General features: G+C 54.5%; 12 protein-coding genes. 9 read left to right on the top strand and 3 right to left on the bottom strand.

The genetic code is table 11. The annotated features are described in order from the left end of the window. Positions 1-197: 197 nt before the first annotated feature. Entirely contained in the window at positions 198-989 is a 792-nt protein-coding gene (locus CHB83_RS05770) for a biotin--[acetyl-CoA-carboxylase] ligase (RefSeq protein WP_089331981.1), read from the bottom strand. Positions 990-1,004: 15 nt separating this feature from the next. Between CHB83_RS05770 and rsfS the strand changes: the two genes are divergently transcribed. The 7 genes from rsfS (at position 1,005) to CHB83_RS05735 (ending at position 10,712) form a co-directional block, all read left to right on the top strand. Beyond that, on the top strand, positions 1,005-1,397 hold the full coding sequence (gene rsfS, locus CHB83_RS05765; RefSeq protein ID WP_045690243.1) for a ribosome silencing factor: 393 nt from the start codon (positions 1,005-1,007) through the stop codon (positions 1,395-1,397). 100 nt (positions 1,398-1,497) lie between these two features. After that, a complete protein-coding gene (ftsH, locus tag CHB83_RS05760; protein ID WP_045690242.1) occupies positions 1,498-3,618 on the top strand; it encodes an ATP-dependent zinc metalloprotease FtsH in 2,121 nt (706 codons plus the stop codon). Between the two features lie 574 nt (positions 3,619-4,192). Further along, positions 4,193-4,855: a LutC/YkgG family protein gene (locus CHB83_RS05755; protein ID WP_089331980.1), complete on the top strand. Its 663-nt coding sequence runs from the start codon at positions 4,193-4,195 to the stop codon at positions 4,853-4,855. Further along, on the top strand, positions 4,830-5,639 hold the full coding sequence (locus tag CHB83_RS05750; protein ID WP_045688860.1) for a UDP-2,3-diacylglucosamine diphosphatase: 810 nt from the start codon (positions 4,830-4,832) through the stop codon (positions 5,637-5,639). Before CHB83_RS05755 ends, CHB83_RS05750 begins: the two co-directional genes overlap by 26 nt. Beyond that, entirely contained in the window at positions 5,602-6,540 is a 939-nt protein-coding gene (locus CHB83_RS05745) for a hypothetical protein (RefSeq protein ID WP_179225464.1), read from the top strand. The genes CHB83_RS05750 and CHB83_RS05745 overlap by 38 nt, the downstream gene beginning before the upstream one ends. A gap of 191 nt (positions 6,541-6,731) precedes the next feature. Further along, on the top strand, positions 6,732-7,895 hold the full coding sequence (locus CHB83_RS05740) for a zinc-dependent alcohol dehydrogenase (protein WP_089331978.1): 1,164 nt from the start codon (positions 6,732-6,734) through the stop codon (positions 7,893-7,895). Positions 7,896-8,087: 192 nt separating this feature from the next. Continuing rightward, a complete protein-coding gene (locus tag CHB83_RS05735) occupies positions 8,088-10,712 on the top strand; it encodes a S8 family serine peptidase (RefSeq protein WP_179225463.1) in 2,625 nt (874 codons plus the stop codon). Positions 10,713-10,965: 253 nt separating this feature from the next. On the opposite strand, the gene CHB83_RS05730 is transcribed toward CHB83_RS05735, so the two are convergent. Beyond that, positions 10,966-11,769, bottom strand: coding sequence for a M57 family metalloprotease (locus CHB83_RS05730; RefSeq protein ID WP_089331976.1), 804 nt, complete (start codon positions 11,767-11,769; stop codon positions 10,966-10,968). A 370-nt stretch (positions 11,770-12,139) separates the two neighbouring features. Here CHB83_RS05730 and ricT point away from each other — a divergent pair, with 370 nt between their 5' ends. Next, a complete protein-coding gene (gene ricT, locus CHB83_RS05725; protein ID WP_179225462.1) occupies positions 12,140-13,726 on the top strand; it encodes a PSP1 domain-containing protein in 1,587 nt (528 codons plus the stop codon). A gap of 3 nt (positions 13,727-13,729) precedes the next feature. Continuing rightward, positions 13,730-14,227: a gliding motility lipoprotein GldH gene (locus CHB83_RS05720; protein WP_245855290.1), complete on the top strand. Its 498-nt coding sequence runs from the start codon at positions 13,730-13,732 to the stop codon at positions 14,225-14,227. Positions 14,228-14,396: 169 nt separating this feature from the next. Here the strand turns inward: CHB83_RS05720 and CHB83_RS05715 are convergent, their stop codons facing one another. Then, a complete protein-coding gene (locus CHB83_RS05715) occupies positions 14,397-14,588 on the bottom strand; it encodes a cold-shock protein (RefSeq protein WP_045688855.1) in 192 nt (63 codons plus the stop codon). Positions 14,589-14,601: the final 13 nt, after the last annotated feature.

Raw genomic sequence — 14,601 nt, 5'->3', positions numbered from 1 at the left:
GGCCATTAGTAGTTACTAGACTACCAGGCGGTTTTCCTAGATGAACAAGACAATGTTCATGCCTTATTGTTTACCTACGGCTAAATGGCAGAGGAGAGATGCTTGTTTAGAGCAGTCCGTTGCACGAAGGTTTAAGATTGTCCTTCTTAATAACCAGAAATTAAACTACATATCGATCTGCTGCTTAGAGTAAGGTACTAGTGCACGTACTTTATCTCTTTGAGGTCGAAGTGACGGAGGTGCCCACCGATAGCTACGGCCAAGCGGCCATGCTCGTCAACCCCCACAATTTGCCCCGTAACCCGGCGGCCCTCTATTTCATAGGAGTGCTCTTCTTGGTAACGGTATAGTACGCGTAGATAGTCGGCACGTAAGGCACCTACCCGGCCGGCTCGAAGCTGTAGGTAGCGTCGTTCCAGGCATTCGAGTAAGCGAGCTACTATAGTAGGCAAGCTGTATGCTCTACCAGTAAGACAGGTCAGAGAGGTAGCCGTACTCACCCCAAATTCTCGTTGGTTAATATTTAATCCTATTCCAACGATACTATACTGAATTTTCGAGCCGTTGAGGGTGTTCTCAATCAGGATACCTCCTAGCTTCTGCTGCCCAAAGAAAATATCATTCGGCCACTTTACCCGCAGGGCTGGGTCGGCGCCTAACAAGGCACTACCCCAGTCGTGTACGGCAAGAGCCACAACCTGGCTGAGTTGAAATTGATCGGCGGCCGGTAGAAACGACGGATGCCAGATTACTGACAGCGTCAGGTTTTCACCGGGCGCGGCTTCCCACTGGTTGCCACGTTGGCCGCGGCCGGCAGTCTGTTTGTCGGTTATGACACAGCAGCCATCCGTGGCCCGGTTTTGGACAGCCAGATTGTGTGCCTCCGTGTTCGTAGAGGCACATTCGGGCAACCAGACAAGCTGTTGGCCCGTGAAGAGCGTTTGGGGGTATATAGCCTCCACCTGTTTTTCGTACTTTGTGACGTTCAAACCTAACAATACCCCATGAAAAGTACCCTGGTTCGGCAGGATTCGGACAAGTTGGCAGATGTAGTAGTGCGCGGCATGCAAGAGAAGAAAGCGGCCGATATCGTGGTACTCAACCTGAAAGATCTTAAAAATGCCGTAGCTGATTATTTTATTATCTGCTCGGCCTCCTCAGATACGCAAATAGACGCCATCGCGCGTTCGGTAGAAGAAGAAGTAGAAAAACTTACGGGCCAGAATCCTTGGCAAACGGAAGGCCGCATGCACCGCGAATGGGTGCTGCTGGACTACGTGGATGTAGTAGTACACATTTTCCTGCGCGACCGGCGCCAGTTCTATGCGCTGGAGGAGTTGTGGGGTGATGCTGAAATTACCTATATCGAGGAAGAAACTACTGCTTCAGTAAAGTAAAACGCGACTGGTCGCGTCTTGCTCTCAAGAAGCGGAGCCCGCTAACAAACTGCCGGTTGGCAGGTTCCGACTTTGTCTCTCGTTTTAGCACCCCTTATTCATGCCTGATACGACCCCTAAAAAGAAAAAACCAATGCTGCCCAACCCGGCTCCAAAGCCGAGCATGCAGCTATGGGTGCTGACGGGGCTGGTAGTATTCATCCTAGGGATGATCTACCTCAACCGCAGCAACTCCCTGATAGAAATTACACAGAAGCGCTTCGAGCAGATGCTGGTAGCTGGCGACGTGCGCGACGTAACACTCGTGAACGAACGGCAGGTGGAAGTGACGCTTAAGTCTGATGCACTTAAAAAGCCAGAGTACACCCGGGAGCTTACGCGCCGCGGTCCGCTCACGGCTGTTAACGAACCGGGCCCCCAATTTGGCTTCCGTGTAGTGGAAGGCAAGGGTTTCAAAGAAGACCTAGATAAAGTGCAGGCAACTCTACCCGCCGACCGGCAGATTGGTCTGAAGGTAGTGGACCGCACAGGCTATGGCGACTTCGTAACTACGTGGGGCTTTATGCTCCTGCTCTTCGTAGGCTTCTGGCTGCTCATGCGCCGCATGAGCGGGGCAGGTGGTCCTGGTGGGCAAATCTTCAACATTGGTAAATCACGCGCTGCTCTGTTTGAAGGCGGCGACAAGGTGAAGATTACTTTTAAGGATGTAGCTGGCTTAGAAGAAGCCAAGGAAGAAGTACAAGAGATTGTAGAGTTTCTGAAGAACCCTTCCAAATTCACCATTTTAGGTGGTAAAATCCCCAAAGGGGCCCTTTTGGTAGGTCCTCCCGGTACTGGCAAAACCTTGCTGGCGAAAGCCGTAGCGGGTGAGGCTGATGTGCCGTTCTTCTCTCTGTCGGGCTCCGACTTCGTGGAAATGTTTGTGGGTGTGGGTGCTGCGCGCGTGCGTGACTTATTTAAGCAAGCTAAAGCCAAGGCTCCCTGCATCATCTTCATCGACGAAATTGACGCCATTGGCCGCAGCCGCAGCAAAGGCAATATGCCTGGCGGCAACGACGAGCGGGAAAATACCTTGAACTCTCTGCTAGTGGAAATGGATGGTTTTGGCACCGACTCAGGAGTAATTATCCTGGCCGCTACCAACCGCCCCGATACGCTTGATTCGGCACTGCTGCGTCCTGGTCGTTTTGATCGTCAGATCAGCATTGATAAGCCAGACATCAACGGCCGTACCCAGATTTTCAATGTGCACTTAAAGCCTCTGACTCTAGGACCAGACGTGGAAGCTAAGAAGCTAGCTGCGCAAACGCCTGGTTTCGCTGGCGCTGAGATTGCCAACGTCTGCAACGAGGCCGCTCTAATTGCCGCTCGCCGCGACAAAAAGATGGTAACCATGCAGGACTTCACCGATGCCGTAGACCGTGTGATTGGCGGCTTGGAGAAGAAAAACAAAATCATTAGCCCCGGTGAGAAGCGAATTGTTGCTTACCATGAAGCCGGTCACGCTATTGCTGGCTGGTTCTTGGAGCACGCCGATCCCTTGGTGAAGGTGAGCATTGTGCCCCGCGGCGTTGCGGCGCTGGGTTACGCTCAGTATTTGCCTCGCGAGCAGTTCCTATACAATACCGAGCAACTCATGGACGAAATGTGCATGACGCTAGGTGGACGTGCTGCTGAGGAACTAGTCTTTGGTAAGATTTCTACTGGTGCTCTGAGCGACTTGGAGCGCATTACCAAGGTAGCCTACAGCATCGTGACGATGTACGGCATGAATGCTAAGCTCGGTAACGTATCGTTCTACGACTCGAAAGGCCAGAATGAGTACGGTTTTACCAAGCCATATTCAGAAGCCACGTCACAGATGATTGACGAAGAAGTTCGCTCTATCATCGAACAAGCGTATACCCGTACTAAGGAGCTGCTGACTGAGCGCCGGCACGAGTTGGAGGTAATTGCCAAGGAATTGCTAGAGAAGGAAATCTTATTGCAGGACGACTTAGAGCGTCTCGTTGGTAAGCGTCCCTTTGACAGCCAAACTACCTACCAAGCCCATATGGCTGGCACCGACCGCTCAGAAACGCTGAGTGAGCGGAAGCAAGAACACGCCGGTATTCCATTAGGTAGCGACCTTCCAGAGTTGAATCTGCCAGGCGTAGACAATGGCTCGGACTCTACCGGAGCTACTTCTGAGCCTAGTGGCTCGGCCGTAACGCCAGTATAGGTGTACCAAGCACTAAAAAGCAAAGCCCGTTTCCGATCCGGAAACGGGCTTTGCTTTTTAGTGCTGATGAAGTATTGGATCGTATTGGTTATTCCGATTGTAGTCGATTTTGAAGGTAAGCACGAAAGGCAGGTAGAGATCTGCCCTTTACAAAGCCCTGCTGCGCAATGGCAGCTCGTATACTAGGAGTTAGCTCACCTAGCCATTGTTCAAACTCTGCTTCTGTCGGCTGAATAGAGGGAGGCCGCGAGGCAATAGACGAGGTAGTAAGGCGCGTGTGGTTATTCATAATAAGTGGGTTTGCTAACCTGTTTTACCAAAAAGATGCCAAATCATTATTTTTTGCTTTTCATACATGCTGGATAAATGCAAAAATACTCTAGCGCTACAATAAGCCATTTTTGTTACTTAGTACGAGAAAGACTTGTTGTATGGTTAGTAGTAGCTGTTGCAGGCTCAAAGAATAATACCGGGAAAAGTATTCCCATATTGAAATTATTAAAAATAGCAGTTGTAGTTTGGCTGTTCAACGGGCAATGTAGTGGCCCCGTAGAAACCCCGTATCTTTGTGCTCATGGCTGATACTTCCCGCGACATAATTCTACGCCGCATCCGCGAGTCGTTGCAGCAGCCGGCTCCGCAACCTACCCGGCCTGATTTCACTGCTCCATTGCATCCGCGTTCTGCCACTGCCGATGACTTAGCCGTGGCTTTTGCCCAGAGCTTTGTACGAGTAGGAGGTGTCTTTTTCTATTGCGATTCGGTAGAGCATTTCTACGATCAGCTATTTGCCTACAAGAAGGAGAAAGCCTTGGAACACCTGTACGTATGGGAGCCAGAGCTTAAGAAGCTGCTGCACGAAGGTGAAATAGTGTTTCAGGGAGACGAAACGGAGTTTGTAGCACACGCCGATGCGGGCCTTACTACCTGTGAGGCTTTGGTGGCTCGCACGGGTAGTGTGCTAGTGAGCGGTGCTACGGGTAGCGGCCGCCGCCTCAGTATCTATCCCGATCAGCACCTTATCTTAGCGCGCACGTCTCAGGTAGTGGCCGACATTGGCGACGCCTTGCAGATGATGCAGCAGAAGTACGGAGCAGACCGGCTGCCATCCATGATTTCTCTCACTACCGGGCCGAGCCGGACGGCCGATATTGAAAAGACACTGGTGCTTGGGGCGCATGGTCCCCGCAGTATTGTGTTGTTTTTGCTGGATGACGCGCCCGCCGCAACTACCTGATCTCGCCCTGCCTGCTGGCCGGAAGGTGTATTTCGCTTCTGATTTTCACTTGGGTGCCCCTGATGCCGCCCGCTCTAAAGAGCGGGAGCAACGTATTGTGCGCTGGCTAGATCAGGCCGCTCAAGATGCTGCGGCTATCTACCTGCTGGGCGACATCTTCGACTTTTGGTTTGAATACCGCCATGCCATTCCACGCGGCTTTATTCGGTTGCAGGGCAAGTTGGCTGAGCTTACCGATGCGGGGCTGCCAGTGACATTTTTCACCGGCAACCACGATATGTGGATGTTCGACTACTTTACCAAAGAGCTCAACATACCAATTCTGCGCAACCCTGTAAGCCAGCGGATTGGCGGGCACCAATTTCACATTGGGCACGGGGATGGCCTCGGTCCCGGCGACCACACGTACAAAGTACTTAAGCAGATTTTTGCCTCGCCAGTAGCTCAGTGGTTGTTTGCTAGGGTTCATCCTAACCTGGGTATTGGCATTGCTAACCGGTGGAGCCAGCGGAGCCGCCTGCAAAATGGCGCGGCCGATGAGCAGTATTTTGGAGAAGAAGAATGGCTGCTGACTTATTGCCGTGAAGTGCAGCGCGAGTTTGCGCACGAGTACTACGTATTTGGGCATCGTCACTTGCCGCTTGACGTAGAGGTAGTACCGGGCAGCCGCTACGTGAATTTGGGCGAATGGGTCAATTATTGCTCTTACGGCGTGTATGATGGCACCGAACTGGCCTTGCAGCATTTTGAAAAAGGACCACCCTCTGAGTACCACACCCACTAGCCGAAAGGGTGGGGTAGCCTTGCTCATGGTGCTCAGCGCATGCTGGGGGGGACTACCAGCTCAGGCCCAAACAACCGCACCTGCTGCCGGCTCAGTGGCACCGGCTGCCCAGTCGGCGCCACTTGCCACTGTTCCTGCCGATACAAAGAACCGAGTGGGCGTATGGCAGCTAGTACGCACCATTGCCTTGCCTACCCCTGGGCCGGCCTCACTTGATCGGCGCGGCAACGTGTACGTGACCGACGTCCGCAATACTCTGCACCAGTATGGCCCTGATGGGCAGGCACTCAATACCTATTCGCCGCCATTGCCAGGCCATACTGCCCAGGTAGAAGCTTGGAATACCACCAAAGTGCTCGTGTTTTACGACGACCGGCAGGAAATCTTGCTCCTTGACCGGTTCATGGCTCCTATCACCAAACTTACCCTGCTCGACTACTTCGACGGTATAGTGCGGGTAGCCACATTAGCCCCCGACGACCGGTATTGGCTGCTCAACGAATCGGACCTGACTCTGCGCCAGTTGGATCTGGCTGCGGCTCGCTTCACGATTACTACCCCGTTGGATTTGCTGATTGGCCGGAGCCGACCCGACTTTCGGTTTCTGCGGGAGTATCAGAATAATATCTACTTGCTCGACCACAACAATGGCGTGTACGTGTTCGATAACCTCGGCAACTATCGTAAAAAACTACCCTTTACTGGCTTAACCTCCCTGGGTTTTCGCGGCGACGAGCTGTATTACATTGCCCCCGATGGTCTCCATTTTTTCCACCTCTACCACCTCACTGACCGCGTAGTGCCGCTACCTCCTGTAGCCACGCCACTGCAGCAGATTTTGCTGGGCGAGCAGTACGCCTACCTACTGACAACTGCCGGCTTACAGGTGTACAAAATGTAGGGCAAATTAGTAGAAGTGCTGTTGTGTTTATGAGTGTAAGGTTGTGATTGTCAAGTAGTAAAATATCGTTACTTTGCTTATTAGCACGCTGTGCTAGCGGCTTATTGGTAACCTACTGTGGAGCTGGGCGTTAAGAGAGAAGTGAGCTGCCTCACCTGTTTTCCTTCCACTCTATAAGACCTGTTACCGCTATGAAAGCACTCGTGTATCACGGGATGAAAGACGTGCGCGTCGATACCGTAGATGATCCGAAGATTGAAGACGCCCGCGACGCTATTATCCGCGTGACGAGTACTGCCATTTGTGGCTCCGACCTGCATATTTACAATGGTAGCATTCCGCAGCCCCGGCCCATGGTACTAGGGCACGAGTTTATGGGCATTGTGGAGGAAGTAGGAAAAGGGGTGGGAAGCAAGCTAAAGGTAGGCGACCGGGTAGTGGTGCCATTTCCCATTGCCTGCGGTACCTGCTACTTCTGCAACCACGACCTGCCAGGCCACTGCGAAAATTCTAACCCCGACCACTACGGCCCCGAAGGTGGCCTGATGACCGAAAAAGGAGGCGCTCTGTTTGGCTATACTGATATTTACGGCGGTTACAACGGAGGGCAGGCCGAGTACGTGCGCGTACCCTACGCCGACTTCGGCCCCCGCGTAATTCCAGATAGCCTGACCGACGAGCAAGCCCTGTTTCTGACAGACATCTTTCCTACTGGCTATTCCGGTATCGATTGGGGCGAGGTGAAGGGCGGTGAAATTGTGGCCATTTTTGGCTCGGGCCCGGTAGGTATTATGGCGGCCAAATCAGCGTGGCTGCGCGGCGCAGCCCGCGTGGTGGTGGTAGATACCGTGCAGTACCGTCTCGATAAGGCGAAGGCTTCAGCCAATGTAGAGACTATTCTGTGGGAGGATGCCAAGTCCACGGTAGAACAAATTCGCGCTTTGAGTGGCGGCCGGGGTGCCGATGTGTGCGTAGAGTGCGTCGGCTTTGAACCCGACCGCGACCTGCTAGACCGCGCTAAGGCCGTTATTAACTTTGAGAAAGGCTCGTCCAAGGTATTAGAAGCTTGCATGAGCGCAGTGCGTCGCGGAGGAATCGTGTCGGTGCTAGGCGTGTACAGCTCTCCCTTCGACAACTTTCCCCTGCATAAGTTCTTCGACAAAGGTATTAAGCTAGTAGGCGGCCAAGCCCCAGCCCAAAAGCACATCGACAAACTGCTGCAATATGTACTTGATGGGAAAGTGGTTCTGGATGATATCATCACCCACCGCTTGCCCTTGGCTGAGGCGGCTCATGGGTACGACATCTTCCGCAACAAGAAAGATAACTGCGTAAAAGTGGTGCTGAAGCCCTAGCCTCAGCTGACTCTATTACACACAAAAAAGCCAGCGCTATGCTGGCCTTTTTTGTGCCCCTTGATAGGCGGTGAATGAGCTGAATGAGCTGAGCCGCGGCGCTGGAGGAGTGAGGGTTTTATGCCTACATTTGAACAGAACGGTTCCGACCATTCGCCGCTCCTTTCTGCTCCTACCACAACCAAGTTTTCTATGTTTACTGCTGCTCGTGTCCGTTGGGGTTTGTATTGGTGTGCAGTCACTTTTTTAGTTGGGCTTGCTACCTCTCATGCTACCTTGGGCCAGCAGCCGGCTACCCCGGCAGCGGTAGCTAAGCTAGCTCCCCAACTTCGCGCTACCTCAGCGGTTTCGGCCCTGCGAGTGCGGGTGACTGATGTGGCGGCGTTTCAGGCGTGGCTATACCGCGAGTTGCCAGCGGCCAAGGTCCTTGCGGAGCTCCATCACTCGGGCTTGCTTCAAGTGCGTGGAGCTGCGCCTGCCGCATTGGCCCGCTGCCCTTGGGTAGCTTACGTGGATGTGGCCGCCCGTACGGCTCGGGAGGAGCGCCAACTCAACGGTGCCGATTTTACCTTGAATACCGTAGCGCCGGTGCACGCCCGCTACCCACAGCTCGCAGGGCAAGGGCTTACCGCTTCTGTCAAGGAAAATCCGCTGGATATCAATGATATTGATTTCAAGGGGCGACTGGTGAATCCTGACCCGCAGGCTGTGCTTCTGTCTTCGCACTCCACCATTATGGCCACTATTATGGCGGGCGCTGGCAATTCGTCCCCCAACGGTAAAGGCGTAGCATGGCAGGCCCGTATAGCGCAATCCAGCTACGATAATCTGCTACCCGATGATGGGACGTTACTTGCTCGGCAGGGAGTATCAGTGCAAAACCATTCCTACGGCGTCGCTATTGAAAACTACTACGGCTTAGAAGCCCGTGCCTACGACCAGCAAACGCGGCAGTACCCGGGGCTGCTGCACGTCTTTTCCTCTGGCAACTCCGGCAATCAAGCCAGTACTGCTGGTCCGTACACGGGCTTGGCCAACGTAGCCAACCTGACTGGGCAATTCAAAATGTCGAAGAACACGCTGAGTGTAGGCGCTACTGATGCTGTGGGCAATGTAGCTGCGCTGAGCTCACGTGGCCCCGCGTACGATGGGCGCGTAAAACCGGAGCTAGTAGCCTACGGCGACGGTGGCTCGTCCGAAGCTGCGGCGCTAGTGTCGGGTGTTGGCTTACTGGTGCAGCAGGCCTACCGTAATCAGCACAATGCCTTGCCCCCGGCTGCGCTGGTAAAAGCAGTGCTGCTCAATAGTGCCGATGATACGGGGCGCCCCGCCGTGGATTTTGTGTCGGGTTACGGACAGGTTGATGCGCTAGGGGCCGTGCAAACCGTAGTGGATGGTCGTTACCGGCAGGGGACCGTGGCGCAAGGCCAGGAGCAGCTTATTTCTCTTACGGTGCCCTCGGGTACGCACCGAGTGAAGGTGACCCTAACGTGGTCTGATCTAGAAGCCACTGAAAACGCGGCCCAGGCCCTCGTCAACGACTTAGATATTACATTGGTGCAGGCGGCTACCGGGCAGCGCTGGCTGCCGTGGGTGCTCAGCGCCTATCCCCACCTCGACTCACTGGCCTTGCCCGCGCGGAGGCGCCCCGACCACCTCAACAATACCGAGCAAATTACTATAGAAACTCCCACGCCTGGTCTCTACCAGTTGCGAGTACGCGGGTACCAGGTGCAGCAGGACCCCCAACCCTTTAGTGTAGCCTACGAGTTCGAGCAAGGGTTTCAGTGGACGCACCCTACCCAGGCGCGTAACCTGCGCGCAGCGGAGGCCACGCGGCTACGGTGGCACTGGCGCGGACCAGCCGCTGCCGGCCGCCTAGAATATAAAGCAGTAGGACAAGCCACATGGAAAACCATTGCTGCTTCGGTTGATGTAGCTGCCCAAAATTACCTCTGGACTGCACCCGACACGACTGCGCCAATGCAAGTTCGGATGCGCACGGGTATTGGTAATATCGAGTCTGATACGTTTTTCGTGGCCCGGCCCCTCACGCTTGAAGTCGCCTACGCGTGTACGGATGAAACCCTGCTGAACTGGCGCCGAGTACCGGGGGCCACGCACTACCAAGTCTACGCACTCGGTGCCACTCATCTAGAACCCTTCCGCCTTCTCACCGACACCGCTATACTACTGACCGCCAGCGAAGCTAGGGCACGCTACTTTGCCGTGGCGCCTATCATAAGAGGTAAGATAGGGGAGCGAGGCTCGTCCCCCAACGTAACGGATGCTACGTACGGCTGCTACATTCGCTCCTTTCTGTCGCGGCAGGTAGTGGCCGATACGGTGCAGTTTCAACTTGTGTTAGGTACTACCTACCGGGTAAAAACCGTAGCCCTAGAGCGCCGCGACTCGGAGGGCGTATTTCGCACGGTACAAACGGCCGCGCCGGCTCTCTCCCTGGTGCTCACCGACCCTCGCCCCGCCGTTGGCCGCGCCGAGTACCGCGCCCGCGTAGATGTAGACGTGCCTCGCACGTTGTACAGCAGTGTAGAGGAAGCCTTTTTTGTGCCGCGCAACGAAGTGTTGGTATACCCAGTGCCGGTAGTAGCAGGCGAGCCGCTGACTCTAGTCGGGCCGAAAGATCAACCGTTGCGCGTGCGGGTATATGATGTACTAGGCCGTTTACGCAGCGAAGTCAGCACGGAAGGCACCGTTAACTCGGTGGTGCTGCCTGCCTTGGGTAAAGGCACCTTTCTTCTGCGGATTAGCGCTGGTGGGGGAGCCGAGATAACTCGCCGCATCCTCGTGCTGTAACCGGGTATTTCGTCTACTGAATTTATCTCCCTGCTCGCCTGTACTGGTACGAGCAGGGAGTTGTGAACGTGAGAGCCTAGTAAGCCAGAGCCCACTGGTTGGGCAACAACTGGTGTGTACTGCCTTGGTAGCAGGACTACGCTACATTCACGAAGACTGCGTTACTAAAGTGGGTGAATATATGAATGCAAAAAGGCTCCTGGCGCATGCCAGGAGCCTTTTTTATAGGAGGATGAGCTCGTAAGCTACGTCCTTAGTACAGGTAATTCAGAGCCGTACGGTCGTTCGTGTTGAACGGACGGTTCTGACCACCACCGATGCAAGCCAGCATCCACGAGTTCGGATCGGGACCGGAAGGAGTACCGGGGATGAGGATGGCGCCCACAGTGCTAGCACCTTCGTTTACCGCCGAACCACCGCAGCTATACTGACGGCTCATGTAGTCGGTGTGACGGAAGCCAATGCAGTGACCAATTTCGTGCGCTAGCACCGAGGCAATAGTCGTAGTAGCGTAGTTGGTACCCAGCGCGCCAGAGTTTACTAGCACTTGGTTGTAAGGGTTGCCGCCCGAAGGGAAGCCAGCAGAAGCCAAGTACGAAGAGCCAGCCGGCGCAGGGTTCAGCACAATGCTACCACCTGAAGTTACACGGGAAAAACGTAGTTGCAGACCTTCAGCGTTGTAGCGACGGATAGCCTCATCGGTAGCCGTGATGTAGGCCGAGGGCAGCGACGTAGACACGCGAATCGTGATGGTGCGGGGCAGACCCGTCACCAAGTTGGTGGTGCGGTATTGCTCGTCTTCCCCTACACGTACCATCTTATAGTCGGGCGTGCTAGCCAACATTTCGTCGGTTAGCATGATGTCGCCTTCTACCATGACACCGCCTGCAACTTTTTGTGCACCGGCGGCCGTAAAGCCGAGCGCTTTAATTTGGTTGACGGCCGTTTCGGAGACCTCATTTTTTACTTCAACATTGGCTTTTTCCTGGCACGACGACAGTGACAGGGCCGACACTGCAAGCATCGCAGCGGGTGCGAAGAGTTTTGAAATTTTCATGTGTTTTGGTTGTGGTGGATAAAAGAACGGGTAAAAGGTATGCTTTTATTAAGGAATTATCAAAATAAAGCGTGATGAATTTCCATAATTATATACATAGGTTATTCTGCTTGTTTAGTTTGTTAATAAGATGAATTTATGATGAAATATAACTTTTTAGTGTGGAAAGATTCTTAGATAGCTAAAGATGTTATAAGCCAACGGATGTCTTCTCACGTGTAAGAAGTTAAGGAGGCATTATTCCTTCAATTCGGAAGAATGATGGGCCGAGCCTCGGTCCGGCAAGGCCCCGCCTAAATCTGTATCTTTGTACAAGACCCTTTTTTTCGCGGAATCCTTTCTTCCGCTTTACCTATAGATCTTTCAAGCCGTGGCTTGCACATCCTGCTCCTCCAGCGGAGGCTGCTCAACTTCATCTACCAAGGGCTGCGGCTCAAAAGGTAGTTGCAGCAGTGGCTGTACCCGCCTCAACGTATTCGACTGGCTTCAGGACCTCGACCTGCCCAGTGACTTTAAAGAATTTGACATCGTCGAAATCCGCTTCAAAGGCGGCCGCAAAGACTTTTTTCGTAATACAAGCCGCCTACCCCTTATCACCGGCGACCCGGTAGCAGTAGAAGCTGCTGGCAATGGCTGGCATTTGGGGCACGTTTCCCTGAAGGGGGAGTTGGTGCGCCTGCAAATGAAAAAGAAAAAGGTGCCCTTAGACTCTAAGGATATCCGCAACATCATGCGAGTAGCCACCGAGCAAGACGTGGAGCGTTGGAACGCCGTGCGTGACCTGGAAACGGGTACCATGTTTAAGGCCCGCTCGGTGGTAGAAGAACTGCGTTTGAAGATGAAACTCTCCGACGTAGAATACCAAGCCGACCGTACCCGGGCTACGTTCTTCTACTCTGCCGACGACCGGGTGGACTTTCGCGACCTAATCAAACGCCTCGCCGACGAATTTCGGGTGCGCGTGGAGATGCGCCAGATTTCGCTCCGCCACGAGGCTGGTCGCTTGGGTGGCATTGGCTCGTGCGGGCGTGAGCTGTGCTGCTCCACGTGGCTTTCTGACTTTAAAAGCGTAAGCACTACCGCTGCCCGCTACCAGAATCTGAGCCTCAACCCCGCGAAGCTCTCGGGGCAATGCGGCCGTTTGAAGTGCTGCCTCAACTACGAGCTAGACACCTACCTCGACGCCCTCAAGGACATTCCTCAGGTGCAGCGCCCCTTGCTTACAGAGAAGGGCGACTACACCTTACAGAAGACCGACATCTTCAAGAAGAAAATGTGGTTTGCCGTGCGTGGCGACAACAACTGGGTAGTGCTCCCCACCGAGCGGGTGCGCGAGGTGCTAGAAATGAACAAGCGCGGCGAAAAGCCGGAGAGCCTGCTGCCGCCCGTACGCGAAGAGGAAAAGGCCCCCGAAGTAACCGCTATTGTGGAAGGCTCACTGGAACGCCTCGACGATAAAATCAAGGCATCCAAACGCAGCAAGCGTAAGAAGTCCAAGGAGAAGCCGGGTGCCGCTGCCGTAGCACCCGTAGCAACGGCTAAGCCGCCCCGCCCTGGTTCTCCCAAGCCTGCTCCTCTGGACGGTCCTGCGGACAGCGTATCGACTGCACCAGCCGGTGCTCCCGAAGGCCAACCAGAGGAAGCACGCCGTCCGCGTGGTGCGGCCGCTCGCCCCTTAAACCGGCGTGGTCGGGGTAGGGGAGATGGTAGTAAGCGTTCAGAAGGCCCGCGCACTGGCGAGGCACCAACGGGTGCCGAGCCGCGGCCTCCCCGCTCTACTGAGGGCCGTCCTCCGCGGGGCGCTACCCCTGGCCCCGGAACTGATAGCGCACCCTCTTCAAGTGCGGATGGAGGTGAGCGGCGCGGCCGCAACGCTACACGTCGTGGAGGGCGCCCGTTCCGTGCTGGTGGCGGAGAGGCAACTGGTGGTTCTACTCCTACACCCCCGGCCTCTTAGTTTATGCGAGCTATCCTTCGATTGCTGCCTCTAGCGTTGGTGGGCTTGCTCACGGCTTGCGACCCGAGCCAGGTGTACGAAAAAAACACCGACCTCAAGTCGCCTGCTGGCGACCCGTATGTGTGGGCGGTGCAAGACAAGCCGACCTTTGAGTTCGAGATTCAGGACACAACGCAACGCTACGATGTGTACTTCAACGTGCGCAATGCCTCAGCCTACGAGTACTATAACTTGTACGTGAAGCACACCCTCCTGGGCCCCGATGGCAAGCCCATGTCCCGGCTGCTGCACCAGATGTTGCTGTTGGATCCGCAAACAGGGGAGCCTCGCGGCAATGGCACGGGTGATATTTACGACCACCAATTTCTGGCCCTGCCCAATCAGCGCTTTCCGTTGGCCGGGCAGTATAAAATCATGCTGGAGCAGTATATGCGCCAAGATCAGCTGCCCGGCATTATGGCCGTGGGAGTGCGTGTGGCCAAGCATTCGGCCGGAAAATAAGCCGGGCACTGCTTACCGCCTATAACAACGGGCGCCCGCTTACCGCAAGGGTAGGCGGGCGCCCGTTGTGTTTTGAGCAAAGCCAACGAGTAGCTAAGAAAATAAGGAAAGGAGGTCATTGAACCTCACACGGGAGGTTTCTGCGCAGCGGTTCTGGCGAGGGAGGTACTTAGATGCGCTCTACTTTTACAGCGTTCTGGCCCTTCTTGCCGTCGATAACATCAAACGATACCCGGTCATTCTCGCGGATTTCGTGAACCAGACCAGTTTGGTGCACGAAAATCTCTTGGCCATTCTCGTCCTGCACGATGAAGCCATAGCCTTTAGACTCGTTAAAAAATTTCACTTTGCCAGTTTTCATAGCTGGTAATAGA

This window comes from Hymenobacter mucosus (genome assembly GCF_900188255.1).
Lineage (GTDB): Bacteria > Bacteroidota > Bacteroidia > Cytophagales > Hymenobacteraceae > Hymenobacter > Hymenobacter mucosus.
This window is presented reverse-complemented; position numbering and strand designations above follow the sequence as displayed.